The 26,191-nt window shown below is 73.7% G+C and carries 22 protein-coding genes; 4 read left to right on the forward strand and 18 right to left on the reverse strand.

Annotated elements, in window-relative coordinates; genetic code table 11:
• Window positions 1–28: 28 nt before the first annotated feature.
• The 9 genes from secG to uvrC form a co-directional block, all read right to left on the reverse strand.
• Window positions 29–259 carry a preprotein translocase subunit SecG gene (gene secG / locus HLA93_RS19380; RefSeq protein WP_222196085.1) on the reverse strand — a complete coding sequence of 77 codons (231 nt, stop codon included), beginning with the start codon at window positions 257–259 and terminating at the stop codon, window positions 29–31.
• Window positions 260–378: 119 nt separating this feature from the next.
• On the reverse strand, window positions 379–2,151 hold the full coding sequence (locus HLA93_RS19385) for an ABC transporter substrate-binding protein (protein ID WP_308128244.1): 1,773 nt from the start codon (window positions 2,149–2,151) through the stop codon (window positions 379–381).
• A 38-nt stretch (window positions 2,152–2,189) separates the two neighbouring features.
• Entirely contained in the window at window positions 2,190–3,002 is an 813-nt protein-coding gene (gene tpiA / locus HLA93_RS19390; protein WP_222196086.1) for a triose-phosphate isomerase, read from the reverse strand.
• Complete coding sequence (locus tag HLA93_RS19395) at window positions 3,002–4,195, reverse strand: phosphoglycerate kinase (RefSeq protein ID WP_222196087.1); 1,194 nt, start codon at window positions 4,193–4,195, stop codon at window positions 3,002–3,004. Before HLA93_RS19395 ends, tpiA begins: the two co-directional genes overlap by 1 nt.
• On the reverse strand, window positions 4,195–5,199 hold the full coding sequence (gene gap, locus HLA93_RS19400; protein WP_222196088.1) for a type I glyceraldehyde-3-phosphate dehydrogenase: 1,005 nt from the start codon (window positions 5,197–5,199) through the stop codon (window positions 4,195–4,197). Before gap ends, HLA93_RS19395 begins: the two co-directional genes overlap by 1 nt.
• A gap of 267 nt (window positions 5,200–5,466) precedes the next feature.
• Entirely contained in the window at window positions 5,467–6,441 is a 975-nt protein-coding gene (gene whiA / locus HLA93_RS19405) for a DNA-binding protein WhiA (RefSeq protein ID WP_439957991.1), read from the reverse strand.
• A gap of 79 nt (window positions 6,442–6,520) precedes the next feature.
• Window positions 6,521–7,558, reverse strand: a complete 1,038-nt coding sequence (locus tag HLA93_RS19410) for a gluconeogenesis factor YvcK family protein (protein ID WP_308128245.1) — start codon at window positions 7,556–7,558, stop codon at window positions 6,521–6,523.
• On the reverse strand, window positions 7,558–8,532 hold the full coding sequence (rapZ, locus tag HLA93_RS19415) for an RNase adapter RapZ (protein WP_308128246.1): 975 nt from the start codon (window positions 8,530–8,532) through the stop codon (window positions 7,558–7,560). The genes HLA93_RS19410 and rapZ overlap by 1 nt, the downstream gene beginning before the upstream one ends.
• Window positions 8,529–10,595 (reverse strand): excinuclease ABC subunit UvrC, encoded by a 2,067-nt coding sequence (gene uvrC / locus HLA93_RS19420; protein WP_222196090.1) that lies wholly within the window; start codon window positions 10,593–10,595, stop codon window positions 8,529–8,531. Before uvrC ends, rapZ begins: the two co-directional genes overlap by 4 nt.
• Window positions 10,596–10,793: 198 nt before the next feature.
• On the opposite strand from uvrC, the gene HLA93_RS19425 reads away from it, so the two are divergent.
• On the forward strand, window positions 10,794–11,357 hold the full coding sequence (locus HLA93_RS19425) for a hypothetical protein (RefSeq protein ID WP_222196091.1): 564 nt from the start codon (window positions 10,794–10,796) through the stop codon (window positions 11,355–11,357).
• Window positions 11,358–11,501: 144 nt separating this feature from the next.
• Here the strand turns inward: HLA93_RS19425 and HLA93_RS19430 are convergent, their stop codons facing one another.
• From HLA93_RS19430 to HLA93_RS19440, 3 genes are all read right to left on the reverse strand, one after another.
• Window positions 11,502–12,422, reverse strand: coding sequence for an alpha/beta fold hydrolase (locus tag HLA93_RS19430; protein ID WP_222196092.1), 921 nt, complete (start codon window positions 12,420–12,422; stop codon window positions 11,502–11,504).
• 106 nt (window positions 12,423–12,528) lie between these two features.
• Window positions 12,529–15,420 (reverse strand): excinuclease ABC subunit UvrA, encoded by a 2,892-nt coding sequence (uvrA, locus tag HLA93_RS19435; RefSeq protein ID WP_222196093.1) that lies wholly within the window; start codon window positions 15,418–15,420, stop codon window positions 12,529–12,531.
• 196 nt (window positions 15,421–15,616) lie between these two features.
• Window positions 15,617–17,026, reverse strand: coding sequence for an amidase (locus HLA93_RS19440; protein ID WP_222196094.1), 1,410 nt, complete (start codon window positions 17,024–17,026; stop codon window positions 15,617–15,619).
• 47 nt (window positions 17,027–17,073) lie between these two features.
• On the opposite strand from HLA93_RS19440, the gene HLA93_RS19445 reads away from it, so the two are divergent.
• Window positions 17,074–17,742, forward strand: a complete 669-nt coding sequence (locus HLA93_RS19445) for an MBL fold metallo-hydrolase (protein WP_222196095.1) — start codon at window positions 17,074–17,076, stop codon at window positions 17,740–17,742.
• A 3-nt stretch (window positions 17,743–17,745) separates the two neighbouring features.
• Here the strand turns inward: HLA93_RS19445 and HLA93_RS19450 are convergent, their stop codons facing one another.
• On the reverse strand, window positions 17,746–18,348 hold the full coding sequence (locus tag HLA93_RS19450; RefSeq protein ID WP_222196096.1) for a hypothetical protein: 603 nt from the start codon (window positions 18,346–18,348) through the stop codon (window positions 17,746–17,748).
• A 107-nt stretch (window positions 18,349–18,455) separates the two neighbouring features.
• On the opposite strand from HLA93_RS19450, the gene HLA93_RS19455 reads away from it, so the two are divergent.
• A complete protein-coding gene (locus HLA93_RS19455) occupies window positions 18,456–18,851 on the forward strand; it encodes a VOC family protein (protein WP_222196097.1) in 396 nt (131 codons plus the stop codon).
• A gap of 82 nt (window positions 18,852–18,933) precedes the next feature.
• On the opposite strand, the gene HLA93_RS19460 is transcribed toward HLA93_RS19455, so the two are convergent.
• From HLA93_RS19460 to HLA93_RS19470, 3 genes are read right to left on the reverse strand one after another with little or no spacing between them, the layout of a single operon-like run.
• Window positions 18,934–19,212, reverse strand: coding sequence for a hypothetical protein (locus HLA93_RS19460; protein ID WP_222196098.1), 279 nt, complete (start codon window positions 19,210–19,212; stop codon window positions 18,934–18,936).
• A gap of 26 nt (window positions 19,213–19,238) precedes the next feature.
• Window positions 19,239–20,240, reverse strand: a complete 1,002-nt coding sequence (locus tag HLA93_RS19465; protein WP_222196099.1) for a DUF2891 family protein — start codon at window positions 20,238–20,240, stop codon at window positions 19,239–19,241.
• Complete coding sequence (locus HLA93_RS19470) at window positions 20,237–22,336, reverse strand: S9 family peptidase (RefSeq protein WP_222196100.1); 2,100 nt, start codon at window positions 22,334–22,336, stop codon at window positions 20,237–20,239. Before HLA93_RS19470 ends, HLA93_RS19465 begins: the two co-directional genes overlap by 4 nt.
• A gap of 75 nt (window positions 22,337–22,411) precedes the next feature.
• Between HLA93_RS19470 and HLA93_RS19475 the strand changes: the two genes are divergently transcribed.
• A complete protein-coding gene (locus tag HLA93_RS19475; RefSeq protein ID WP_222196101.1) occupies window positions 22,412–23,656 on the forward strand; it encodes a metal-dependent hydrolase family protein in 1,245 nt (414 codons plus the stop codon).
• Window positions 23,657–23,697: 41 nt separating this feature from the next.
• Here HLA93_RS19475 and HLA93_RS19480 read toward each other — a convergent pair whose 3' ends face one another.
• Window positions 23,698–24,771 (reverse strand): TerC family protein, encoded by a 1,074-nt coding sequence (locus tag HLA93_RS19480; RefSeq protein ID WP_222196102.1) that lies wholly within the window; start codon window positions 24,769–24,771, stop codon window positions 23,698–23,700.
• Window positions 24,772–24,933: 162 nt separating this feature from the next.
• Window positions 24,934–26,058 carry a TerC family protein gene (locus tag HLA93_RS19485; protein WP_222196103.1) on the reverse strand — a complete coding sequence of 375 codons (1,125 nt, stop codon included), beginning with the start codon at window positions 26,056–26,058 and terminating at the stop codon, window positions 24,934–24,936.
• Between the last annotated feature and the right edge of the window lie 133 nt (window positions 26,059–26,191).

The following is a 26,191-nucleotide window of genomic DNA, read 5'->3' on the forward strand; positions in this document are numbered from 1 at the left end:
GCGAGGCGTGGGGGGAGGGGGTCCTTGTTCAGACCTTGATGAGGATGCCCAGCGCGACGATGCAGACGGTCCAGACGGCGCCGGCGAAGACGGTCAGCCGGTTGAGGTTCTTCTCGACCACCGAGCTGCCCGACAGCTGCGAGGACACCGCACCGCCGAACATCGAGGACAGCCCGCCACCCTTGCCGCGGTGCAGCAGGATGAGCACGATCAGCAGCAGGCTGGTGAGCACCAGCAGCACGTTGAGCGCCAGTTCCATGGTCGTCCGTCTCCCTGTCCGCCTGCCCACGGGGTGGGTGGTGGTGCACCCACGTGGTTCGGGGGCTCTCGACGGTCCAGCCTAACCGACGCCGCTGAGCCCCCCGGTCACCTTCCGGGTCAGCGCACCCCGGCTGTCGCGACGTCGTAGCTGCCGTAGGGCTGCATCACCACGGCGTTGCGCAGCCGCTGGCCGGCCAGCAGCTGCACCCGGTTCTCCACCAGCGGCACGTAGGCCGCCGTCTCCTGCACCGCGTAGACGACCTGGCGCCACGCGTCGGCGGCGACCGCCGGGTCGGTCGCCGCCCGGGCGGCGTCCACTGCGGCGTTGACCTGGGCGTCGTCCAGCCGGGCGTAGTTGGTGTTGCCCACCTGCCGGATGGACCGCCCGTCCACCAAAGGCACCAGGAACGAGGCGGACGTCGGGAAGTCGGCGGTCCAGGTGGCCAGCACCATCCCGTAGCCGGCCGCGGTCACCGCGTCGGGGTTGCCGACGTCGCTGGCATAGAAGGTAGTGGGGTCCAGCGGCCGCACCTCGACCTGGATCCCCACCTCCGCCAGCGAGGCGGCGACCGCCTCCGCGACGTCGACGCTGCCGGGGACGTCGGCAACGGCCAGCGTGGTGCTGAAGCCCTCGGCCCGCCCGCAGGCGGCCAGCGCCGCCGTCGCCGCCGCCTGGTCCGGGTCCGGGTCGGCCTCCTCCGGGGCACCGGCGATGGCACGCGGCCACAACACCGAGGTCCGGACGGCGTTGCCGGCACCGCGCAAGGCCTCCTGCACCGCGGCGCGGTCGACGACCGCGGCGACCGCGCGCCGGCAGTTCACGTCGTCCATCGGCGCCACCGTCGTCGGCAGCGCGAGCAGCCGCACCGAGCCGGTGGTGAGGTCGTCGATCCGCGCGGCCAGCGCGTCGTCGTCCAACCGGCTGGTGGTCGCCTGCTGCACGCCGGTGCCGGAGAGGTCGAGATCGGCCGAGCCGGCCAGCAGCGCCTGGTCCCGGGCCACCCCGGACAGGCCGGGCCGGAGGACCACCGAGTCCGGCAGCGCCGTGCGCACGTCGTCGGTGGCCGGGTCCCACTGCGGGTTCCGCTCCAGCGCGATGCCGGCAACCTGGTCCACCGAGGTGACCATGTAGGGACCGGAGCTGATCGGGTCGTTGCCGTAGGCGGCGCCGGTGTCGTTCTCGATCGGAACCGGGCTGCTGGAGGGCAGCGCCATCACGAAGGGGAACTCGGGCGCGGGGCGGGTCAGGGTGAAGACGATCGTGCGGTCGTCCGGCGTGGCGATCGAGGGCAGCCCCAACCGCCCCTCGGTCTCGTCCTGGTACGGACCGGCGTAGGGGTCGGCCGGGTCGTCGAGCAGGTCGACGACGTACGTCGGGCCGCCCACGACGACGTCGGAGGCGAACGAGCGCTCGATCCCGTACTTCACGTCCCGGGAGGTGATGGGCCGGCCGGTCTCGAAGCGCACTCCCTCGCGCAGCGTGAACGTCCAGGTCCGACCGCCGTCCGGGGTGGTGCCCAGGTCGGTCGCCAGGTCGGGCACCAGCTCGTCGGTGGAACCGGGCTCCGAGGAGTAGGTGAGCAGGGTGCGGGCGTAGAGCCGCATGAGGTTCCAGACGCCGGGCAGGTAGGAGCGCTGCGGGTCCAGGCTGTCGATGTCGCCGGACACCAGGCGCAGCGTGCCCCCGGTCTCCTCCGACGGGGCACGCACGCCCGTCACGCCACTGCCGGCCTCACCGGCCTGGGTCGGCACCCCGGCGACACCGCTGTTGCTGCTGCCGCACCCGGTCAGCGCCGCCAGCGCCGCGACCAGGAACAGCACGACGGCCGACCGGACGGCGCCCCGCGCGGGGACTCGGCCGGTCGGCCGTCGTGCACTGCTGTGGATCACCGTGGGTGCTGCTCCGCCCGGTCAGTGCCGGCCGGCGGTCAGCTCCCGTCGGCGGCGGTACGACAGATCTGTGCGAACTCGTCGGCGTCCAGGCTGGCACCGCCGACGAGCGCGCCGTCGACGTCCGGCCCGGCGAGGATGCCGGCGGTGTTGCCGGCCTTCACCGATCCTCCGTAGAGGATACGGACCGCCGCGGCCGTCTCTGGCCCGTAGCGCTCGGCGAGCCGTGCCCGCAGGGCCGCGCAGACCTCCTGCGCGTCGTCGGGGGTGGCCACCTCACCGGTGCCGATCGCCCACACCGGCTCGTAGGCGATCACCAGCTCCTGCAGCTGCTCGGCGCCCAGACCGGCCAGCGCCTGGTCCAGCTGGGCGGTGCAGTGCGCGACCTGGCCGGCGGCCCGCCGGACGTCGAGCCCCTCCCCCACGCAGAGGATCGGGACCAGCCCGTGCCGGAGCGCCGCCTGCACCTTGGCGGCGACGACCGCGTCGTCCTCACCGTGCAGCGTGCGCCGCTCGGAGTGACCGACCAGGACGTAACGGCAGGCCAGCGCGGCGAGCATCGCCCCGCTCACCTCACCGGTGTAGGCGCCGGAGTCGTGTGCAGAGAGGTCCTGGGCGCCGTACCCGATCTCCAGCTTGTCGCCGGCCACCAGCGTCTGCACGCTGCGCAGCGCCGTGAACGGCGGGACGACGACGACCTCGGCTGCCTCGAGCTGCTGCTCCTTCAGCGAAAAGGCCAGCTTCTGCACCAGCCCGATCGCCTCGAGGTGGGTGAGGTGCATCTTCCAGTTGCCGGCGATGAGCGGACGACGCCCCTCGCGGGCCGGCCGGGTCTCCCTGGTGCGCGCCATCAGTCGGCCAGCACGGCGAGGCCGGGCAGCTCCCGGCCCTCCAGGTACTCCAGCGACGCGCCGCCCCCGGTGCTGATGTGGCCGTAGGCGCCCTCGTCCAGGCCGAGCTGCCGCACCGACGCCGCCGAGTCGCCGCCACCGACGACCGACAGCCCCTCGACGGCGCCGACGGCCTGGGCGACCCCGCGGGTGCCGCCTTGGAAGGGCGCGAGCTCGAACACGCCCATCGGGCCGTTCCAGAACACGGTGTGCGCGCCGGCCAGCGCCTCGGTGAACAGCTCGACGCTGCGCGGGCCGATGTCCAGGCTCATCTCGTCGGCCGGGATCTCGGTGGCCGGCAGCACCCGGGTCGGCACGTCGGCGCTGAACTCCGGGGTGACCACCACGTCGACCGGCAGCACGATCCGATCGCCGGCCTCGGCCAGCAGCCGCTTGCAGGTCTCGACCTGGTCGGCCTCCAGCAGCGAGGTGCCCACCTCGAGGCCCCGGGCGGCGAGGAAGGTGTAGGTCATCCCGCCACCGATGAGCAGTCGGTCGACCTTGGGCAGCAGCGCCTCGATGACCCCCAGCTTGTCGCTGACCTTCGAGCCGCCCAGCACGACCACGTAGGGCCGCTCGGGGTCGGTGGTCAGCCGGGTGAGCACCTCCAGCTCACGGGCGACCAGCCGGCCGGCCGCGTGCGGGAGGCGCTCGGCCACGTCGAACACCGAGGCGTGCTTGCGGTGCACGGCGCCGAACGCGTCGTCCACGTAGAGGTCGGCCAGCCCGGCGAGCCGGTCGGCGAGCTCGCCGCGCACCGCGTCGTCCTTGCTGGTCTCGGCCGCCTCGAAGCGGACGTTCTCCAGCAGCAGCACGTCGCCGTCGGCCAGCGCGGCGACCCTGGCCGATGCGTCGGGCCCGGCGACGTCGGCCGCCAGGGGCACCTCGGTGCCCAGCAGCTCACCGAGCCGCGCGGCCACCGGGGCCAGGGAGAACTGCGGGTCCGGCTCGCCCTTGGGCCGGCCGAGGTGGGCGGCCACGACGACCCGAGCACCGGCCTCGCGGAGCGCGGTGATCGTCGGCAGGCTCGCCCGGATCCGGCCGTCGTCGGTGATGGCGCCGCTGTTCTTGTCCAACGGGACGTTCAGGTCGGCGCGCAGCAGCACGCGCCGACCCGACACCCCGTCGGCGATGAGCTCGTCGACGGACCGCATCAGAGCTTGCTGCCCACCAGCACGACGGAGTCGACCAGGCGGTTGGAGTAGCCCCACTCGTTGTCGTACCAGCCGACGACCTTGACCTGGTTGCCGAACACCTTGGTCAGGCCGGCGTCGTAGATGCAGGAGGCCGGGTCGGTGACGATGTCGGAGGAGACGATCGGCGCGTCGGTGTAGACCAGGTAGGGCGCCAGCGGGCCGGCCGCAGCCGCCTTGTAGGCCGCGTCGACCTCCTCGACGGTGACCTCGCGGGACAGCGTGACGGTGAGGTCGGTCGCCGAGCCGGTCGGCACCGGCACGCGCAGCGCGTAGCCGTCGAGCTTGCCCTTCAGCTCCGGGAGGACCAGGCCGATCGCCTTGGCCGCACCGGTGGAGGTGGGGACGATGTTCAGCGCGGCGGCGCGCGCACGGCGCATGTCCTTGTGCGGGCCGTCCTGCAGGTTCTGGTCGGCGGTGTAGGCGTGGATGGTGGTCATCAGGCCACGCTCGATGCCGAAGGCGTCGTTGAGCACCTTGGCCAGCGGCGCCAGGCAGTTGGTGGTGCAGGAGGCGTTGCTGATGATCGTCTGCGAGCCGTCGTACTGCTCGTGGTTGACGCCCATGACGATCGTGAGGTCGTCGCCGGTGGCCGGCGCGGAGATGACGACCTTCTTGGCCCCACCGGCGTCGACGTGCTTGCGCGCGTCCTCGGCCTTGGTGAAGAAGCCGGTCGACTCGACGACGACGTCGACGCCCAGCTCGCCCCAGGGCAGGTTGGCCGGGTCGCGCTCGGCCAGCACCTTGAACGTGCTGCCGCCGACCTTGATGCCGTCACCGACGACCGAGACGTCCTCGGCCAGCTTGCCCAGGATGCTGTCGTACTTGAGCAGGTGGGCCAGCGTCTCCGGGGTGGTCAGGTCGTTGACCGCCACGATCTCGACGTCCGCGCCGCTGGCGGCCACCGCCCGATAGAAGTTGCGGCCGATCCGACCGAACCCGTTGATCCCGACCTTGACCGTCACTGCGGACCTCCCAGACCGTGTTGCCTCACCGGACCGGTCGGCCCAGCGGCACCCGTGGGCCACGCGTGTGCGCGGCCACATGTCAAGAGTGAGCCTATCGGCCCCGACCCTCGGTCCGGACCACCGCCCCAGGGGCGCCCGACCGGTCGAGAAGACGTCGCGGACGTCTCGCTGACCTGCGGCGACGCCACGTGACGTGCTGGAACGGCCCCCTTGCAGGGGCCCGCCGCGAGCTTGCGAGCGGTGGGGGGCAAGGGGGTCCTTCGACTACTGGGCGAGCATGTCGTCGGTGACGACCGACTCGGTGTCCGGGATGCCGAGGTCCTTGGCCCGCTTGTCGGCCATGGCGAGCAGTCGCCTTATCCGGCCGGCGACGGCGTCCTTGGTCATCGGCGGGTCGGCGCGCTGGCCCAGCTCCTCCAGCGACGCCTGACCGAACTCCAGCCGGAGCCGGCCGGCGACCAGCAGGTGTTCCGGGGCGTCGTCGCCGAGGATCTCCAGCGCACGCTCCACCCGGGCGCTGGCGGCCACGGCGGCCCGCGCCGAGCGACGCAGGTTGGCGTCGTCGAAGTTGGCCAGCCGGTTCGCCGTCGCCCGGACCTCGCGACGCATCCGCCGCTCCTCCCAGGCCAGGACCGCGTCGTGCGCGCCCATCCGGGTCAGCAGCGCACCGATGGCGTCGCCGTCCCGGACGACGACCCGGTCGGTGCCGCGGACCTCACGGGCCTTGGCGGCGATCCCGAGCCGGCGCGCCGCACCGACCAGCGCCATCGCGGCCTCGGGCCCCGGGCAGGTGACCTCCAGGGAGGAGGACCGCCCCGGCTCGGTGAGCGACCCGTGGGCCAGGAAGGCGCCGCGCCAGGCGGCCTCGGCGTCGCCGATGCCACCGGAGACCACCGACGGCGGCAGCCCGCGGACCGGGCGGCCGCGCTGGTCGACCAGCCCGGTCTGCCGGGCCAGCCCCTCACCGTGCTTGGCGATCCGGACCAGGTAGCGCACGCCCCGGCGGATGTTGCCACCGGCCAGCACGCTGACGCCGCTGGTGTAGCCGTACACCTCGCTGATGTCCCGGCGCAGTCGCCGGGCCACCGACCCGGTGTCCAGCTCGGCCTCGATGACCACGCGGCCACCCACGATGTGCAGGCCCCCGGAGAAGCGCAGCAGCGCCGTCACCTCGGCCTTGCGCTCGGAGGTCCTCGTGCACTCCACGCGGGAGAGCTCGTCCTTCACCATCGCGGTCATCGCCATCAGCGGTGTTCCCTTCCCCCTGTGTGCCGGCCGGTGCCCCGGTCGTTCCCGGGCCCAGCCACTCCCCCACCGTTCACCGGGCGCCGACCACCGAGGCCAGCGCGGCGGCGAGCCGCTGCGGATCGTGCCGTGGTGCACCGTCTGGTGCGGCCACCGGTGCGAGCACCAGTTCCGCACCACATCCCTGCACAGCAGACAGCAGACCACGCCGGTCAACAACCGCAGCGGCGTCCGCGATGACCGTGTGCAGCGACACGCCTTCCAGATGCGCGAGCAGGACGCCCAGGTGTTCCTCCGGCGAGAAGCCGTCGGTCTCCCCTGGTTGCGGCTCCAGGTTCAGCACGACGACCACCTTCGCCCGGGACTCGGCGAGCGCCGCACGCAGCCGCGGGACCAGCAGGTGCGGCAGCACCGAGGTGTACCAGGAACCGGGGCCGAGCGAGATGACGTCGGCGGAGGCGATCGCGTCGAGCACCGCCGGCGGCACGGGCGGGTCGGCCGGGGACACCCGGATGTCCCGGACCCGGCCCGGAGTGGAGGCGATCGCCACCTGACCCCGGATCCGGCGGGTGTCCTGGGGGTCGTCGGGGTCGACGCTCACCACCGTGGCCACCAGGTCGAGTGGCACCTCGGCCATCGGCAGCACGCGGCCCTCGGCGCCCAGCAGCGCCTCGAGCACGCCGAGGGCGCGCACGCTGTCGCCGCCGTGCATCTCGGTCAGCCCGGTGAGCATGAGGTTGCCCACCGGGTGCCCGGCGAGCACCCCGCTGCCCCCGAAGCGGTGCTGCAGCAGCGCGGCCATCTCCTGCGTCCGCGGGTCCGGGCCGGCCAGCGCGGCCAGCGCCATCCGCAGGTCGCCGGGGGGCAGCACCGGCATCTCCCGGCGGATGCGGCCCGAGGAGCCGCCGTCGTCGGCGACGGTGACGATGGCGGTCAGGTCGGCGGTCAGCCGGCGCCAGGCCGCGAGCGCGGCCGCCAGGCCGTGCCCGCCGCCGAGGGCGGCCACCCGCAGCCGCTGACCCGCCGGCTGCCGGACGCCCGACGCCGGCAGCGGCACCGGCGGCGGTGCCGCCATCCGCACCGGCGCGTCCTCGGGCGAGGCCGGGTCCACTACTCGCGCCCCAGGTCGCGGTGGCGGGCGGTGGCAGGCACGCCCTCCGCGCTGAGCCGGCGGGCGAACTCCTCGGCGATCGCGACGCTGCGGTGCTTGCCGCCGGTGCAGCCCACCGCCAGCGTGAGGTACCGCTTGCCCTCCCGCCGGTAGCCGGGCAGCAGCAGGCGGAGGACCTCGGTGTAGCGGTCGAGGAACGCCTCGGCGTCGTCCTGACCGAGCACGTAGTCGCGGACCTCCGCGTCCCGCCCGGTCATCGGCCGCAGCTCGGGCACCCAGTGCGGGTTCGGCAGGAAGCGTGCGTCGACCACCAGGTCGGCGTCCAGCGGCAGGCCGTACTTGAAGCCGAAGCTGAGCACCGTCGCCACCACCTCGGGCGGGGCACCGTTCTCGACGAACGCCGCCTCGAGCGTGGCCCGCAGCTGGTGGACGTTGAGGTCGCTGGTGTCGACCCAGAGGTCGGCCTCACCGGCGATCCCGGTGAGCAGCTCCCGCTCGGCGTCGATGCCGTCGATGAGCCGGCCGCTGCCCTGCAGCGGGTGCTCACGACGGACCGACTCGTACCGCCGGATGAGCACCTCGTTGCGCGCGTGCACGTACACGACCCGGGGCCGGTGCCCGGCCTCGGCCAGCTGCCGGATCGCCTCCTCCAGGTCGCTGGAGAAGGCCCGGCTGCGCACGTCGACGACGGCGGCGAACCGGCGCAGGTCACCGCGCGCGCCGAGTTCCACCATCGGCTGCAGGAGGGCCGGCGGCAGGTTGTCCACGACGAAGAAGCCCAGGTCCTCCAGCACCCGGCCGGCGCTGTTCTTGCCCGCCCCGGACAGCCCGGTGACCACGACCACGTCGAGCGCGGGGACCTCCGTCGTCGTCCCGTCGCTCGACGGGGGGACGTCGCTCTGCGGCCCGGCCGGGTCATCGGCCACCGGACCACCGGCGCGCCGGTCGCCGGCGACCTGCTCGGTGCCGGTCACGCGCTGGTCCCGAGCGCGGGGTGCACGCGACCGATCTCGGCGGTGTCGCCGGCTGCCGCACCGCGCACCGGCAGCGCCGCCTCGCCGGCACCCGCCGGGGTCTCCAGCTCGACGGCGTCCTCGGCGACCACGTCGGGCGAGGCGCCGGCGGCCACCGGCTCGGCGACGGCGGCCAGCACGGCCTCCGCGGTGCGCCGGCCGATCCCCGGGACGGCGGTGAGCTCCGCCACGGTGGCGGCTCGCAGCCGCTTGAGCGATCCGAACTGCTTCATCAGTGCCTTCCGCCGGGTCTCGCCGAGCCCCGGGACGTCGTCCAGGAGCGAGACCAACATGGTGCTGGATCGCTTCTGCCGGTGGTAGGTGATCGCGAACCGGTGCGCCTCGTCACGCACCCGCTGCAGCAGGTAGAGCGCCTCGGAGGTGCGCGGCAGGATGACCGGGTCGGGGTCGTCGGGCAGCCACACCTCCTCCATCCGCTTGGCCAGCCCGCAGACGGCGACGTCCACGATGCCCAGCTCGGCGAGCGAGCGGCTGGCGGCGGCCACCTGCGGGGCGCCGCCGTCGACGACGAGCAGGTTCGGCGGGTAGGCGAACCGGCGCGGCCGGCCCTCCTCGGCGGCGACGCCCTGCTCGTCCCTGCGGTCCTGCTCCTCCTTGAGGTGCCGGGCGAAGCGGCGGCGCACCACCTCGGCCATCGCCGCGGTGTCGTCGGTGCCCTGGGCGACGGAGAACCGCCGGTAGTCCGACCTCTTGGCCATGCCGTCCTCGAAGACGACCATGCTGGCCACCACGTTCGTGCCCTGGACGTGGGAGATGTCGATGCACTCGATCCGCAGCGGGGCGTCGGGCAGGTCGAGGGCCTCCTGGATCTCCGAGAGCGCGAGCGAGCGTGCGGTGAGGTCGCTCGCGCGCTTCACCCGGTGCCGGGCGAAGGACTCCTTGGCGTTGCGCTCGACGGTCTCCATCAGGCTGCGCTTGTCACCGCGTTGCGGCACCCGCAGCGACACCCGGGAGCCGCGCAGCTCGCTGAGCAGCTCGGCGTACACCTCGGCGTCGTCGGGCAGCTCGGGGACCAGCACCTCCCGGGGCACTGCCTCGCCGACCTCGCCGGTGCCGGTCTGCTCGTCGACGCCGCCGTAGACCTGGAGCAGGAACTGCTCGACGAGCTGGCCGGTGGTGACGTCCTCGACCTTGTCGATGATCCAGCCACGCTGACCGCGGACACGGCCACCGCGCACGTGGAAGACCTGGACGGCGGCCTCCAGCTCGTCCTGGGCGAAGGCCACCACGTCGGCGTCGGTGCCGTCACCGAGGACGACGGCCTGCTTCTCCAGCGCCCGCCGGAGGGCGCCGAGGTCGTCGCGCAGCCGGGCGGCCTTCTCGTACTCCATCTCCTCGGCCGCGGTGGCCATCTCGCGCTCGAGCCGCCGGATGATCTGGTCGGTGCGGCCGCCCATGAAGTCGCAGAAGTCGTCGACGATCTCCCGGTGCTCCTCGGCGGTGACCTGCCCGACGCACGGCGCGGCGCACTTGCCGATGTAGCCGAGCAGGCAGGGCCGGCCGATCTGGCTGGCCCGCTTGAAGACGCCGTTGGAGCAGGTGCGCGCCGGGAAGACGCGGGTGAGCGTGTCGAGGGTCTCGCGGATGGCCCACGCGTGGGCGTAGGGGCCGAAGTAGCGCACGCCCTTGCGCTTGGGCCCGCGCATCACCTGCAGCCGCGGGTACTCCTCGTTCAGGGTGACGGCGAGGCTGGGGTAGCTCTTGTCGTCGCGGTACCGGACGTTGAACCGCGGGTCGAACTCCTTGATCCAGTTGTACTCGAGCTGGAGCGCCTCGACCTCGGTGCCGACGACGGTCCACTCGACGCTGGCGGCGGTGGTGACCATCTGCCGGGTGCGCGGGTGCAGGCCCCACACGTCGGCGAAGTAGCTGTTCAGCCGCTGCCGGAGGCTCTTGGCCTTGCCGACGTAGATGACCCGGCCGCCCGGGTCGCGGAACTTGTAGACCCCGGGGCTCTCCGGGATGCTGCCGACCGCCGGTCGGTACGTGGACGGGTCGGGCATGACCCCAGATTAGGTCGGCGCACCGACACTCCGTCGGCCCGGCCGGTCCCCACCCCGGCCTCCGTCCGTCACCGGCCCGCTGACCTGCGCCGGACCGCCCCGGCCGCCCGCTGCCGGGCACCTGTGGACGACGCCGGCACGGGATGGGCCCGCCCTGCCAGGGTCGTCCCGGACATCGGGGCGACGGACGGGGTCGGGATGCGGGTCACGGCAGCGAGCAGCGGCTGGGACGGGGCGGTGGCCACCGACCGCTGGGGTGCGTACTGGCGGGTGAGCTGCCATCGGGCGGGCGTCCTGCCGGCCCCCGCGGAGCCACCGGACGGCCAGTCGGTCCACCGGCTGCTGATGCCCTGGGAGACGGCGGCCGTGGCGGCGCCCCCGCCACCCCGGGCCAGCTGGGTGCTGGGACGGTCGGCCCGCTGGCAGGGCCCCCGGGCCCCCGGCGCCAGCGAGGACCCGCTCCGGGACGAGGCGATCACCGCCCGCAACCTCCTGGCGGCCGGCCGTGGAGGGCTGGGGGCGCTCGCGGTCCTGCTCCTGGCGGCCGGCCGCATCGTGCAGCGGATCAGGCTGGAGCCGACCCACCCGTGGCTGGTGCAGCTCACCGCCTGCACCGGGCCCACCCGGTCCGCCGTGTGGGTGGTGGCGGGCCCGGACGCCGCCCAGCTGGCCACCCGGGAGGTCGCCGAGGCGCTGCGGGCCGGCCGGCCACCGGTGCCGTCGGGCGCCCGGCTGCTGGACGTGCGCGACGACCGCCGCTGACACCCGACGGCCGACCTCAAGACCCGACCGTCTGCCACCCCGATCCGCAGGGACGCCGGACGGGGAGCCGTGCGGACGGTGGGCCGGTGCGGACGCCGGGCCCGGGTGGATGCCGCGCCCCCGCGGAAGGCGGGGCCGCGCCGTTCAGCCGGTGAGTCGGGCGTCCAGCCAGGTGAGCAGGTCGGCGACGACCTCGTCGCGGTTCGTCTCGTTGAAGACCTCGTGCCGGGCGTCGGGGTAGACGTGCTGCTCGACCGGCAGGCCACGCTCGCGCAGCAGGCCGGCCAGCGCGGTCACCTGCTCGGCGTCCGCGCCGCCGACCGGGTCGCGTCGGCCGGAGAGCAGCAGCACCGGCAAGCCGTCAGGCAGCTCGGCGACGCCGGCCGGGCTCGCCGCCCGCAGCGACAGGCCGAAGACCCCGGCGGCGTAGCCGTAGGTGAGCGGCACGTCGTCCCCGGCCAGCGGGTCGGCCAGGTAGGCGTCCACCTCGGCGTCGTCGCGGGACAGCCAGTCGTAGGGGGTGCGGGCCGGCTCGAACGACTGGTTGAAGGCCCCGAGGGCGTCCAGCGGCTGGTCTCCCAGACCGGCGGCCACCGCGGCTTCGAGGCTGGTCACCGTGTCGGCGAGCGCGGGGGCCACCCCGAGCGGGCCGGAGAGCGCCAGCCCGGCCAGGTCGGCGCCGTCCCGCTCCGCGCTGGCCAGCGCGATGATCGAGCCCATCGAGTGGCCGAGCAGCAGGCGGGGCAGGCCCGGGTGCTGCTCGGCGGCCACCGACTGCAGCGCCTGCACGTCGTCCAGCACCGCGCCGACGCCCGCTGCGCGGAAACGGCCGGTGCCGGTGCTCTCCGCGGTGCGGCCGTGCCCGCGCAGGTCCATGGCGTGGACGGCCAGGCCCCGGGCGGTGAGCGCGGCCGCCAGCCGCTCGTACCGGCCGGAGTGCTCGGAGGCCCCGTGCAGCACCTGGACGGTGGCCCGGACGTCGCCGTCGGGCAGCCACCGCCGGTAGGTGACCTGCACTCCCCCGGCGCTCTCCATGACGTTCAGCTCACCGGACGTCGTCGTCACGGTCGCTCCTCTCGGTCGGGTGCCGGGGACCCGGGTCCCCGGTAGGGACCCACCCGGCGTGGGTGTGTCCGCGGCCCGGGTGGCTGGGCTGGTGCCCCCGGTGCGGTCAGCTGGCCTTCTTGCGGGCCCGCTTCTTCGGCGCCGCGGCCGCGGCGACGGCGTCCGGGTCGAGGATCTTCGCCAGGAACCGGCCGGTGTGGCTCTCCGGCACCGTTGCGACGAACTCCGGCGGCCCCTCGGCGACGACCGAGCCACCGCGGAACCCACCCTCGGGACCCATGTCGATCAGCCAGTCGGCGCTCTTGATCACGTCGAGGTTGTGCTCGATGACGATCACCGAGTTGCCCTTGTCGACCAGGCCCTGGATGACCTGCAGCAGCTTGTTGATGTCCTCGAAGTGCAGGCCGGTGGTCGGCTCGTCGAGGACGTAGATCGTCCGGCCGTTGGACCGCTTCTGCAGCTCGCTGGCCAGCTTGACCCGCTGCGCCTCACCACCGGAGAGGGTGGTGGCCGGCTGCCCCAGCCGGACGTAGCCCAGGCCGACGTCGGTCAGGGTCCGCAGGTGCCGCGAGATCGCCGGGATGGCCTCGAAGAAGTCCGCGGCCTCCTCGATCGGCATGTCCAGCACCTCGGCCACCGTCTTGCCCTTGTAGTGCACCTCCAGGGTCTCCCGGTTGAACCGGGCCCCCTTGCACACCTCGCAGGGCACGTAGACGTCGGGCAGGAAGTTCATCTCGATCTTCAGCGTGCCGTCGCCGGAGCACGCCTCGCAGCGCCCGCCCTTCACGTTGAAGGAGAACCGGCCCGGCTGGTAGCCGCGGACCTTCGCCTCCGACGTGCTGGCGAACAGCTTGCGGACGTGGTCCCACACCCCGGTGTAGGTGGCCGGGTTGGACCGCGGCGTGCGGCCGATCGGCGACTGGTCGACACCGACGACCTTGTCCAGCTGGTCCAGGCCGGTGATGGTGCGGTGCCGTCCGGGGACCATCCGGGCGCGGTTCAGCTCGTTGGCCAGCGTCGTGTAGAGGATGTCGTTGACCAGGCTGGACTTGCCCGAGCCGGAGACACCGGTGACGGCCACCAGCACCCCGAGCGGGAAGGCGACGTCGATGCCGCGGAGGGTGTTCTCCCGGGCGCCCTTGACCACGAGCTCGCGGCCCGGCGTGGGCTCCCGTCGCTTCTCCGGCACGGCGATCTCCCGGCGGCCGGAGAGGTACTGCCCGGTGATCGACCGCTCGCTGGCGAGGAGGTCCTCGTAGGTGCCGCTGACCACGACCTCGCCACCGTGCTCGCCGGCGCCGGGACCGATGTCGACGACCCAGTCGGCCTGCTTGATGGTGTCCTCGTCGTGCTCGACGACGATCAGCGTGTTGCCCATGTCGCGCAGCCGCACGAGGGTCTCGATCAGCCGGACGTTGTCCCGCTGGTGCAGCCCGATCGAGGGCTCGTCGAGCACGTAGAGCACGCCGACGAGCCCGGATCCGATCTGGGTGGCCAGCCGGATCCGCTGTGCCTCGCCACCTGCCAGGGTGGCGGCCGGACGGTCCAGGGACAGGTAGTCCAGCCCGACGGAGACGAGGAAGGAGAGCCGGGCCTGGATCTCCCGGAGCACCTGGACGGCGATCGCCCGCTCGCGCTCGCCGAGCTCCAGGGCGTTGAGCCACTCGGAGGCCTCGCCGATGGACAGCCCGGTGACCTCGGCGATCGAGCGGCCCATCATCTTGACGGCGAGGATCTCGGGCTTGAGCCGGGTGCCGTGGCAGACGGGGCACGGCACGTCGCGCATGTAGCCCTCGTACTTGTCCTTCATGAACTCACTGTCGGTGTCCTCGTGGCGGCGCTCGAGGAAGGGCAGCACGCCCTCGAAGGCGGCGTAGTAGCTGCGCTCGCGGCCGTAGCGGTTCTTGTAGCGGACGTGCACCTGGTCCGGGGAGCCGTGCAGCACGGCCTTCTGCACCTTCGCCGGGAGCTGCTCCCACGGGGTGTTCATCGAGAAGCCGATCATGTCGGCCAGCCCGCCGAGCAGCCGCTGGAAGTACTCGTTGCTCATCGAGCCGGCCCACGGCGCGATCGCGCCCTCGCCCAGGCTCTTGCCCGGGTCGGGCACCACGAGGTCCGGGTCGACCTCCTTGCGGGTGCCGATGCCGGTGCACTCCGGGCAGGCCCCGAAGGGCGAGTTGAAGGAGAACGAGCGGGGCTCGAGCGCCTCGAAGGACAGCCCGTCGTCGATGCAGGCGAGGTGCTCGGAGAAGGTGCGCTCGCGCTGCGGGTCGTCCTCGGGGAGGTCGACGAAGTCGAGCACGACCAGCCCACCGGCCAGGCCCAGCGCGGTCTCGACCGAGTCGGTCAGCCGCCGCTTGGCGTTCTCCTTCACGGTCAGGCGGTCGACGATCACCTCGATCGTGTGCTTCTCCTGCTTCTTGAGCTTCGGCGGCTCGGTCAGCGGGTGCACGGTGCCGTCGACCCGGACCCGGGAGAAGCCCTGGGTCTGCAGGGAGCTGAACAGGTCGACGTACTCGCCCTTGCGGGCCCGGACCACGGGGGCGAGCACCTGGAACCGGGTGCCCTCCTCCATCGCCAGCACCTGGTCGACGATCTGCTGCGGGGTCTGCCGGGAGATGGGCTTGCCACAGTTGGGGCAGTGCGGCTGGCCGGCCCGGGCGTACAGCAGCCGGAGGTAGTCGTAGACCTCGGTGATCGTGCCGACCGTCGACCGCGGGTTGCGGTTGGTCGACTTCTGGTCGATGGACACCGCCGGCGACAGGCCCTCGATGAAGTCGACGTCGGGCTTGTCCATCTGCCCGAGGAACTGGCGCGCGTAGGCCGACAGCGACTCGACGTAGCGGCGCTGGCCCTCGGCGAAGATCGTGTCGAAGGCCAGGCTGGACTTCCCCGACCCGGAGAGCCCGGTGAACACGATCATCGCGTCACGGGGCAGGTCGAGGTGGACGTCCTTGAGGTTGTGCTCTCGGGCGCCGCGGACGACGAGCCGGTCCATGTGATCCCTGTCGGTCGCAGTGGTTCGGTGCTGGCCAGCGCGCTGGGCGAGGGCCAGTGGTGCGGTGCTCGGCGAGAGCCGCGAGGAGGTCATCGCCGAGTGGAACGAGCCGCCGGGGAGCGGGCTTCCCCGAACCCGGTGTCGGCTCCGTCTCCCCCGCCGGGCCCGCTCCAGGGGCCCGGCCGGCGGACCCGCGTCAGCCGGTCGGCGGGTGCGGGTCGAAGACGGGCGCGTGCCGGCGCCAGGGCAGCCGGCGCTCGAGCTCACCGGCCAGCCAGAGTAGTCGCGTCTCCGCACCGGCCGGACCGACCAGCTGGACCGACGTCGGGAGCCCCTCCCGGCCTGGGCCGGCGGGCAGCACCAACGCCGGCAGCCCGGCCAGGTTCCACGCCGAGGTCCACGGCGCCCAGCGGGCGTTGGCGGTGGTGTTGGCCAGGAACCCACGTTCGTGCCACGGCCGGGCGGCCAGCGGTGGGCCGGCGACGACCGGGGTGACGAGCACGTCGACGTCGGCGAAGAAGCCCTCCATCCGGGCGCGGAAGGCCTCCGCCGTGCGCGGCCGGACCAGGCCGGCGCGGCGGACCCAGCGGCCGAGCCGGGCGTGCGTGCGGCTGCGCGGCTCCATCGCCTGCCGGTCGAGGCCCAGGCCCTCGGCGTCGACGTCGGCGCCGGCCAGCCAGCGGGCCACGGTGCCCAGCGCCGCGGCCGGGGTGACCACCGGTTCGCGGGTGAGGACGGTGTGCCCGGCTGCGCGCAGCTCGGCGACGACGGCGTCCACCGCGGCCCGGCCGGCGGCGTCCAGCCGCACCCCCGGGACCGGCGAGCGGGTGGCGACGGCGACCCGCAGCGGACCGCTGTCCACCGGTGCCTGCGGCCCGGCTGCGGACAGCACCGAGAAGCCGGTGCGGAGGTCGTCGACGGTGGTGGCCAGCACGCCGTTCTCCGCCATGCCGAACCAGGAGTTCACCCCGACCGGCCCGGGCACCACGCCCCGGCCCGGCTTCAGCGTGACCAGGCCGCAGGCAGCGGCGGGCAGCCGGAGTGAGCCCATCCCGTCGTTGCCGTGGGCCAGCGGGACCACCCCGGCGGCGACGGCGGCCGCGCTGCCACCGGACGAGCCGGCGGAGGAGCGCGCCGTGTCCCAGGGGTTGCGGGTGACGGTGCCCGGCCCGTCGGTGGCGGAGTAGAGGCACAGCTCGGGCACCCGGGTGATCCCCACGACCACCGCGCCGGCGGCGCGGAGCCGGGCCACCACCGGGTGGTCGGCATCGGCGGGCTGCGGGACGTGCGCCAGCGAGCCGTCGGTGGCGGTCTCGCCGGTGACGGCGACGTTGTCCTTCACCGCGATCGGCACGCCGGCCAGCGGCAGCGCGGCCCGGTCCGGCGACGCGTCGACCGCCGCGGCCTCGGCGAGCGCGGCCTCGGTCCGGACGAGCCGGAAGGCCCCGATCCGGGCCTCGACCTCGGCGAGGTGACGCAGGTGCGCGGTGACCACGTCGACCGCGGACAGCTCACCGGAACGGACCCGTGCGGCGAGCTCGGTGGCCGGCAGCCCGACGACGCCCTCGAGCGCCGGACCGAGCGCGGCATCTGCACTAGCGTCCATGCGGTCGAACCTAGCCGGGGCCACCGACACTCTCAGATCGGAGCGGGATGAGCAGCCAGTCCTACACCGGGGACGTCGAGGTGGGCGGGCCCGCCCAGACCCACGCCACCCCCGGCCTGACGATCACCAAGCTGGCGGTCAGCGAGATGGCCAACAACGTCTACCTGCTCACCTGCACCGCCACCGGCGAGGCGCTGCTGGTCGATGCCGCGGCCGAGCCGGCGGCGCTGCTGGCGCTGATCGGGGACGCCGACGTCCGCACCGTGGTGACCACGCACGGACACTGGGACCACCACCGGGCCCTGCCCGAGGTCGTGCAGGCGACCGGCGCCGACACCGTGGCCCACCCCGCCGACGCCGCCGACCTGCCGGTGCCGGTGACCCGCCCGGTCGAGCACGGGGACACCGTGGCGGTCGGCGACCAGGTGCTGGAGGTGGTGCACCTGCGCGGGCACACCCCGGGCAGCATCGCGCTGGTCTGGCGCGGACCGGACGGTGCCGGCACACACGTCTTCACCGGGGACAGCCTGTTCCCCGGCGGGGTCGGCAACACCCAGCAGGACGCGACCCGGTTCGCCAGCCTGGTCGACGACGTCGAGCACCGGCTGTTCGACGTGCTGCCCGACGACACCTGGGTCCACCCCGGCCACGGCAAGGACACCACGCTCGGCGCCGAGCGCCCGCACCTGCCGGAGTGGCGCGCCCGCGGCTGGTGACGGTCAGCGCACCGGTCCGGTGGTCGGTCGCCGGGCTGCCAGCCGCTGCCGCATCCCGGCCAGCCGCCGCTGCTTCCGGGCGCCCAGGCCCCAGCCCAGCAGCGCCGACTGCACGTAGACCGCCGACCAGGTCAGGATGCGGTGCACCGGGACGTCCAGCCGCCCGAGCGCCGTGGCCAGCGCGACCCAGCCCAGCAGCACGACGGCGAGCGCCGTGGCGCCCGCGGCCAGCAGCACCATCCGCCGCCGGTGGCGCGCCTGTTCGAAAGCCAGCAGCGGCAGCCACTCCTCCGCGTCCGCCTCCGCAGGCAACCGGCCGGTCCGGGTCGCCGTCCGGAACGGCCGCAGCCGCTCCCGCTCGGCCTCGCCCGCGACGCGTCGCTGCCACCACCTGACCAGCGCCGTCCCGGCCAGCGCACCGCCGGTCGTCCCGGCGGCCGTGCCCACCACCAGCCCCCAGTCGATCGCCCCGTCCCGGACCACGGCCTGGCCCACCGTCCAGACCGCGGCGACCAGCAGGAAGGTCACGGCGGCCTGAACGGCCAGCGCGCCCCGGCCCCGGCGGGCTGCACGGAGGCCGTCGGGCGACCCTTTGCGCGCAGCCACAGGACACCTCCCTCGTCATGATCACGACCGGTCGAGAGCATGGCGGCGGACCGCCTGGTCCGCGACTCCGCGCGAGATCGTCAGCGGTCGGCCCTAGCCTGCCGACCATGACGCAGACGACGGCGATCACGCTGGGCGCGGTGAACATGGCGGCCGACGACACGGCCACGATGGCGCGGTTCTGGGCCGGGCTGCTGGGCACCACGATCGCCGGCGAGCACCAGGGACACGTCTTCCTGGCGCCTCGACCGGACGGCGGGTTCGCGATGTTCTTCCAGCCGCGCACCGGCCCCCGCCCGGACTCGCAGTCCCAGCACCTGGACCTGACCGTCCCGTGGGGCACGCGCGCCGCTGAGGTCGAGCGCGCGGTCGCGCTCGGCGCCGTCCACCGCTGGGACGTCCTCGACGAGGTGCCGTGGGTGCAGTGGTCGACGCTGGCCGACCCCGAGGGCAACTTCTTCTGCATCGCCGAGCACCCCCCGGCCACGGCCGAGCACGGATGACCGCGCCGGGGCCACCCCCGGGGGTCGTGACCGACCGAGGGTCACGGTGTCGGTCGGCGGGCCGTCCCAGCAGGGTCGGCGGTCAGTCCTCGAAGAGCTCGACCAGCTCGTCGGCCGTCCCGGCTGCGTGCAGCGGCACGACCGCGATCGTCCACTCCGGCTGCCGGTCGTCGAGCTCGACCGCGAGGTCCCAGGCGGCCCGGGCGGTGAGCGGGCCGAAGCACGCGTCGTCCCCGTCCTCGCTCACCGAGATCTCGACCAGCCAGTTGTCCGACAGGTCGGCCGCCAGTTCGGCGAAGTCCGGCTCGGCGTCCTCGTCGGGCTCGGGAGCATCGGCCAGGACGGGGTACACGAGTGCCATGCCCGCACGCTAGACCCAGCGGGCCCTCAGTACGCCGGGTCGAGGTACAGCAGCGCGTAGGCGGCCAGCCAGTGCTCGACCATGTAGTCGCTGCCGCTGACGTGCGGCATCGCCGCGGCGGCGTGCTCGGCGGCCGAGGCCAGCAGCACGTCGGCGGCGTCGGGCAGCGCCGCGGCCAGCCGGCGCAGGCACCAGGCCCGGCTGAGGTTGAGCCCGTGCAGGTGCGCCGTCTGCCCGTCGCTGGCGTCGCTCACCACCGCGGGGCCGAACAGCGGGCCAGCAGCGAGCCCGGGCAGGAACCGGGTCAGCCACGGGCCGGGGTCGGGCAGCACCTCGGTCATCAGCACCGCCTCGACCAGGGACGGCGAGAGGAAGTCCGAGCCGGAGGGCTCCCAGCGCACGGGCGCGTCGGTGTCCGCACCGAACCAGCGGCGCGCGGCGTCGGCCAGCGCCCCGTCCACCCCGTCGCGGCGGGCGGCCGGCAGGGACATGAGCAGCCCGAAGGCGCTGCTGGGGTGCAGGCCGGTGCGCACCGGGTAGGTCGCCGCCGGCAGCCAGCGCCCGAACGCGGCGAGGAAGTGGTCGGCCAGCGGCTGCAGGGTCGCGGCCCACCGGCGGACGTCGTCCGGCGCACCCGGCTCGGCGGCCCAGGACGCCGCCTCCTCGACCAGGGTCAGCGCCCACGCCCAGCCGTAGGGCCGCTCCCAGCCGGGGTGGGCGACCGCGTGCGCGACCTCCGCCGCGATCGACGGCGGCGTCCAGTGCTCGTCGAGGACCGCCCGGACCTCCGCGGCGGGCACCGCGTCGGGGGCCACTCGCAGCAACCGGAGCAGCACCCAGTGCATCTCCACCGCGGAGTGCCAGTCGTAGCTGCCGTAGAACGCCGGGTGCCGGTCGCGCGGACGCACCGGGGCGTCACCGGGGCGTCGGTAGTGCACGTACAGCCCGTTCGGGAACTCCTCCTGGACGGTGCGCAGTGCGGTCGCGGCCAGGCCGGGCGCGGCGGCGAGCAGCTCCGGGGTGCTCATCGCAGCCGGGTGGCCGGCACGGTGAGCGTGTCCCCGCGCCGAGCGTCACCGTCCGCGGGAGCGCCGTCCACGGCTGCGCCTTCCACGGCCGACGACCCGGCCGACGGTCCGGCCGGCAGCTCGGCGACCGCCGAGGTGTTGTGCGAGGTCGGCAGCCAGCGTCCCCACCAGCGCAGCACGTGCTCCAGCCGGGCCCGCCGGTGCTTCGGCCGGCCCGAGCGGGACAGCTCGTGCCCCTCCCCCGGGAAGAGCAGCAGCTCGGTCGGCACCCCGCGGCGCTTGAGCTCGACGTAGAGCCGGGTGCCCTGCTCCAGCGGGCAGCGCCAGTCCTCCTCGGAGTGGATCACCATCGTCGGGGTGGTGATCCGGTGCGCCTGGGCCATCGGCGACTGGGCGGCGACCCGCTCGGGGTCGGTGCCCACGTACTCATCGGGGAAGAAGAAGCCGATGTCGGAGGAGCCCACGAAGCTGACCGGGTCGTTGAACGCCCGCTCGCTGATCCCGGCGACGAACCGGTCGGTGCGGCCGAGCAGCAGCGTGGTCATGTAGCCGCCGTAGGAGCCGCCCATGATCCCGACGCGGGAGGCGTCCAGCGCGGGGTCCTCGAGCGCGTGGTCGAGGAAAGCGAGCACGTCGTCGGCGTCCAGCTCGCCCATGTGCTCCTTGATCACCCGGCCGTGCGCCTGCCCGTAGCCCGACGACCCGCGCGGGTTGCACTTCACCACCGCGTAGCCGGCCTGGACGTAGGCCTGGGTCTCGTCGAACAGCGTCCAGCCGTACTGCGCGAACGGCCCGCCGTGCACGGTGAGCAGCACCGGGTGCGGCCCCGGGCCGGACGGCGTGGTGACCCAGCCGTGCACCGGGTAACCGTCCGGTGCGGTCGCGGTGACCTCACGCATCCGGTGCAGCCGGCCGGTGGCCTGCAGCGGGGCGCCGAACCCGGTGATCAGCCGCCGGCGTCCGGGGGTGATCGCGATCAACTCGCCGGCCGAGCGGTCGTGGGCCACGGTGGCGACGACCACGCCACCGCCCACGCCGATCCCGCGCACCGTGTACGGGCCGTCGACCAGCGCCTCGGGTGCACCACCCGACAGCGGCACCCGCAGCAGCTCGACCGCGCCGCGCCGCTGGACGCCGAGGAACGCCGCCCCGCCGGCGACCACCGTGGCCGGGGTCTCGTCGCCGCGGTCGTGGTCCTCGGGGTCCAGCAGCGGCACGACCGGCCCGCCGGCAGCGCTGACCTTCGCCAGCGTGGTGTTGCGGCCGACGAAGTCCCGGCCCAGCGGGCCGAGGTCCGGGATCGCGGTGAGGTAGATCGTGCTGCCGGCCGGGTCGTCGGGGTCGTAGGCGGGGTGCGCGCAGCTCGACCGCGAGTCGGTGACCCTGCGCAGGCCGGTGCCGTCGGGCCGGACGACGTAGACGTCGGTGACCCGGTCGGTGTCGGCGCCCTCGTGCCGGGCGGAGACGAAGGCCAGCTCGGTGCCGTCCGGGCTCCAGGCCACGTCGGCGTCGTCGGCGTCGCCGTCGGTCACCTGGAACGGCGGGGCGAGCTCGACCGCGTCGTCCTCGCCCTCGGCCGGCAGGTCGACGACGAAGACGTGCGGGCGGCGGTCGTTGGTGAAGCCCACTCCGTCCGCGCGGTACTTCAGCGTGGCGATCAGCCGGGGCGCCTCCGCGGCCGGCGGGACGTCGTCCTCGGTGCCGTAGCGACCTGCCTCGGGCACCCGCGCCGTGTAGGCGATCCGCCGGGAGTCCGGTGACCAGACCGGCACGCCGGCGCCGAGGTGGTGGTCGGTCAGCTTCCGCGCGGTGCCGCCGCCGACCGGGAGCACGTGCAGCTGCGGGCTGCCCTTCGGCTCGGCCGCCAGGTAGGCCAGCCACCGCCCGTCCGGGGAGAACACCGGGGCGGAGTCCCGGTGCCCGTGGGTGAGCGGCCGGGCCGGCGCGGACCCGTCGGTCGGCACGGTCCAGAGCTGGCTGCGGTACTCGTCCGCCTCCAGGTCCAGCCGGCTGACGGCGACGACGGCGGTCTGCCCGTCCGGGGACACCGTGGGCACGCCCGGGACGCGCAGCAGGGACAGGTCGGTGGGCCGCATGACCGGCACGCTAGTCCAGCGAGATCACCACGAGATGATGAGCACCGCTAACGGGTGAGGTCCTAGGGTGCGTCCATGACGCGACGTGTGTTCTCCGGTGGCCAGGTGCTCGACGGAACGGGCGGGCCCGCGACCCGCGGCGACGTGGCGGTGCAGGACGGCCGCATCGTCGAGGTGGGGACCGGTCTGGACGGCGACGAGGTCGTCGACTGCACCGGGGCCACCGTGCTGCCCGGCCTGTTCGACTGCCACGTGCACGTGATGCTCAGCGGCGTCGACATGATGCGGCTGCTGCAGACGCCGTTCAGCTACGGGTTCTACGAGGCGGTGCACAACCTGCGCCGCACGCTCGCCCAGGGCATCACCAGCGTGCGGGACGCCGGCGGCGCGGACCTCGGCGTCGCCCAGGCCGTCCGTGACGGGCTGATCGCCGGCCCGCGGATGCAGATCGCGATCAGCATGCTGTCCCAGACCGGCGGGCACGGCGACGGCTGGCACGTCTGCGGTGCGGAGGTGCCGCTGATGGCGCCGCACCCGGGCCGGCCCGACACCGTGGTCGACGGCGCCGACGAGATGCGCCGCACCGTGCGGGAGCTGCTGCGGGCCGGCGCCGACGTGATCAAGGTGGCGACCAGCGGCGGCGTGCTGTCGGCCCGGGACGACCCGCGGCACCCGCACTTCCGGCCCGCCGAGCTCGACGTGCTGGCCGAGGAGGCCGCCGCGGCCGGGGTGTACGTGATGGCGCACGCGCAGGGCGCCGAGGGGATCAAGGCCGCCGTCCGGGCCGGGATCCGCTCGATCGAGCACGGCATCTTCCTCGACGACGAGGCGATCGAGCTGATGCTCGCGCACGGCACCTGGCTGGTGCCCACCCTCGCCGCGCCGCGGGCGGTGCTCACCGCCGCCGCGGCCGGGGCGTCGCTGCCCGAGGCGGTGGTGGAGAAGGCCCGCTCGGTGCAGGCGGTGCACGACGAGTCGGTGCGCCGGGCCGTCCAGGCGGGGGTCAAGGTGGCGATGGGCACCGACAGCGGGGTCGGCCCGCACGGGGACAACCTCTCCGAGCTGGCCCTGATGGCCGGCTGTGGCATGACCCCGGAGCAGGCGTGGCACGCCGCGACCCGGTCGGCCGCCGAGCTGCTGGGGGTGGCCGACGAGCTGGGCAGCCTGGAGGTGGGCAAGCGGGCCGACGTCGTCGTCCTGGACGGCGACGCGACCGACCTGACCGGCCTGTCCGGCCGGGTCCGGGAGGTGTGGCGGGACGGCGTCCTGGTGGCCGCCGGTGGCGCGACGGTCGAGGCTGGGACCCTGCCGCCTCGCTGACCCCCGTCCTGGCGGCCCGGCCGGGCCGGGCCGCCAGGGCCTCAGCTGGACCGGGACCCCGACTCCGGCGCGGGCGCCGGGCGCCCGGTCGTCTCGGTGCCGACCGGCGTCTCGCCCCGCTCGACCTCGGCCGGCGGGTGCGCCTCGGTGCTCTCGCCGCGGGTCTTGAGCAGGCTGGCCACGGTCGCGACCAGCAGCACCACGAGGATCACCGTCAGCGACAGCCAGGTCGGGATCGCCGGCACGCTCTCCAGCGGCTCGCGGTGGCCCAGGAACGGGTACTGGTTCTCGTGGACGGCCTCGAGGATCAGCTTGACGCCGATGAAGGCGAGGATCACGGCCAGGCCGAGGGACAGGTAGACCAGGCGCTTGAGCAGGCCGCCGAGCAGGAAGTACAGCTGGCGCAGGCCCATCAGCGCGAAGATGTTCGCGGTGAAGACGATGAACGGCTCACGGGTCAGCCCGAAGATCGCCGGGATGCTGTCCAGCGCGAAGAGCAGGTCGGTGGTGCCCAGCGCCAGGAAGACGACGATCATCGGCGTCCAGAGCTTCTTGCCGTCCTGAACGACCCGGATCTTGCTCTCGTGGAAGTCCTGGGTCATCGGCAGCACCTTGCGCATGCGCCGGATGAAGCCGTTCTCCTCGTAGTCCTCGTCCTCGTCGCGGTGCCGGACCAGGTTGATCGCGGTGTACACGAGGAAGGCGCCGAAGAGGTAGAAGACCCAGATGAACTGCTCGATCAGGGCGGCGCCGGCGAGGATGAAGAGCCCGCGGAGCACCAGCGCGATGATGATCCCGACCATCAGGACCTCTTGCTGCAGCTTCCGAGGCACCTGGAAGCGGGCCATGATGATCACGAAGACGAACAGGTTGTCGACCGACAGCGAGTACTCGGTCAGCCAGCCCGCGTAGAACTCGGTGGCGAACGTGCCGTTGGTGACGGCGAAGACGATGCCGCCGAACACCAGCGCGAGGGCCACGTAGAAGACGACCCAGCCGGTCGCCTCCTTGACGGAGGGCTCGTGCGGACGGCGGACGACGATGGCGAGATCGGCGAGCAGCAGGACGGTGAGCCCCACGAACGTCGCGATCTCGAACCAGACGGGGAGCTCCACGGGCGGGACTGTACAAGTTGGTTGGGCACACCACTGGGTCAGGCGCAGACGCGCAGGCGCCCGGCGGGTCGGGACCCACCGGGCGCCTGCGGACGGCGTGCGGCTGCGCACCGGCAGCCCCGGGGGACGACGCATCGTCGTCCCCCCGGACTGCCGCCCTGCTCAGTCGGTGCGGGACTCCGGTCGGCTGACCGGCACCTCGCGCGGGTCGGCCGGCGCATCGGCCGTGTCGGCGTCCGGGTCGCCCGGCGCCCCGATGTGCCGCCCGGAGCTGTCGGCGCCCGGCTCGCCGGCGCCGTGCTGCTGACGCCGCTGGGCGTCCTTCTTGTTCTTGCGCAGGCTGGCCCAGGTGGTCACCAGCAGGGTGACCAGGATGACCAGCAGCGACAACCAGGTCGGGATCTCGGGGATCGCCGTGACGTGCTCGCCGCCGTTGATGAACGGCAGCTCGTTCTCGTGCAGGGCGTGGATGACCAGCTTGATGCCGATGAAGCCCAGGATCACGGCCAGGCCGTAGGCGAGGTACACCAGCTTGTCGAGCAGCCCGTCCAGCAGGAAGAACAGCTGCCGCAGGCCCAGCAGCGCGAAGGCGTTCGCGGTGAAGACCAGGTAGGTCTCCTGGGTGAGCCCGAAGATCGCCGGGATCGAGTCGACGGCGAAGAGGATGTCCGCGCTGCCGATGGCGATCAGCGCGATGGCCAGCGGGGTGATGTGCCGCTTGCCGTCCAGCTTCGCGGTGAGCCGGTCGGAGTGGTACTCCCCGGTCGTCGGCACCACCTTGCGGGTGAGCCGCAGGACCGAGTTCTCCTTGAACTCCTCGTTCTCGTCGTGCCCGCCGCTCCGGGCCTGGGCCCAGGCGGTGTAGATCAGGAAGCCGCCGAAGACGTAGAAGATCCAGCTGAAGTTCGCGATGAACGCGGCGCCGACGAAGATGAAGACCGTCCGCAGCACCAGCGCGAAGGCGATGCCGAACAGCAGCACCTTCTGCTGCAGCTCCCGCGGGACCGCAAAGCTGGCCATGATCAGCACGAAGACGAAGAGGTTGTCGACCGACAGGCTCTTCTCGGTGACCCAGCCGGCGAAGTACTCACCGGCGTAGGTGCCGCCCCAGAACAGCAGCACCACCAGGCCGAACAGGACGGCGATGCCGACGTAGACCGCCGACCAGGTTGCGGATTCCTTCAGGGTCGGCGCGTGCGGCGTCCGCACGTGGCCGATGAAGTCGAAGACGAGCATCCCGATGATCGCGGCAACGGTGATGCCCCAGACCCACAGGGGGACGTCCATGCACATTCCTCCGGTGCTGGCAGGTGTCAGTACCGGAGGTCTCTCCCACCGACCCGGACCACGGGCCGGCCAGCAGCGCCGGGGGTCATCGGACCCCGTGTTGACGACGGTGCCGTGCCGGGATACTCCCCTC

Source organism: Modestobacter italicus (assembly GCF_019799965.1).
Classification (GTDB): Bacteria; Actinomycetota; Actinomycetes; order Mycobacteriales; family Geodermatophilaceae; genus Modestobacter; species Modestobacter italicus_A.

Coding starts and splice junctions, on each gene's coding strand:
- whiA (WP_439957991.1), bottom strand. CDS start 6,441: ATGACCGCGATGGTGAAGGACGAGCTCTCCCGCGTGGAGTGCACGAGG.
- uvrA (WP_222196093.1), bottom strand. CDS start 15,420: ATGGACCGGCTCGTCGTCCGCGGCGCCCGAGAGCACAACCTCAAGGAC.
- tpiA (WP_222196086.1), bottom strand. CDS start 3,002: ATGGCGCGCACCAGGGAGACCCGGCCGGCCCGCGAGGGGCGTCGTCCG.
- HLA93_RS19465 (WP_222196099.1), bottom strand. CDS start 20,240: ATGAGCACCCCGGAGCTGCTCGCCGCCGCGCCCGGCCTGGCCGCGACC.
- HLA93_RS19475 (WP_222196101.1), top strand. CDS start 22,412: ATGACGCGACGTGTGTTCTCCGGTGGCCAGGTGCTCGACGGAACGGGC.
- HLA93_RS19460 (WP_222196098.1), bottom strand. CDS start 19,212: ATGGCACTCGTGTACCCCGTCCTGGCCGATGCTCCCGAGCCCGACGAG.
- HLA93_RS19440 (WP_222196094.1), bottom strand. CDS start 17,026: ATGGACGCTAGTGCAGATGCCGCGCTCGGTCCGGCGCTCGAGGGCGTC.
- HLA93_RS19470 (WP_222196100.1), bottom strand. CDS start 22,336: ATGCGGCCCACCGACCTGTCCCTGCTGCGCGTCCCGGGCGTGCCCACG.
- HLA93_RS19425 (WP_222196091.1), top strand. CDS start 10,794: ATGCGGGTCACGGCAGCGAGCAGCGGCTGGGACGGGGCGGTGGCCACC.
- HLA93_RS19445 (WP_222196095.1), top strand. CDS start 17,074: ATGAGCAGCCAGTCCTACACCGGGGACGTCGAGGTGGGCGGGCCCGCC.
- secG (WP_222196085.1), bottom strand. CDS start 259: ATGGAACTGGCGCTCAACGTGCTGCTGGTGCTCACCAGCCTGCTGCTG.
- HLA93_RS19395 (WP_222196087.1), bottom strand. CDS start 4,195: ATGCGGTCCGTCGACGAGCTCATCGCCGACGGGGTGTCGGGTCGGCGC.
- HLA93_RS19485 (WP_222196103.1), bottom strand. CDS start 26,058: ATGGACGTCCCCCTGTGGGTCTGGGGCATCACCGTTGCCGCGATCATC.
- HLA93_RS19455 (WP_222196097.1), top strand. CDS start 18,456: ATGACGCAGACGACGGCGATCACGCTGGGCGCGGTGAACATGGCGGCC.
- uvrC (WP_222196090.1), bottom strand. CDS start 10,595: ATGCCCGACCCGTCCACGTACCGACCGGCGGTCGGCAGCATCCCGGAG.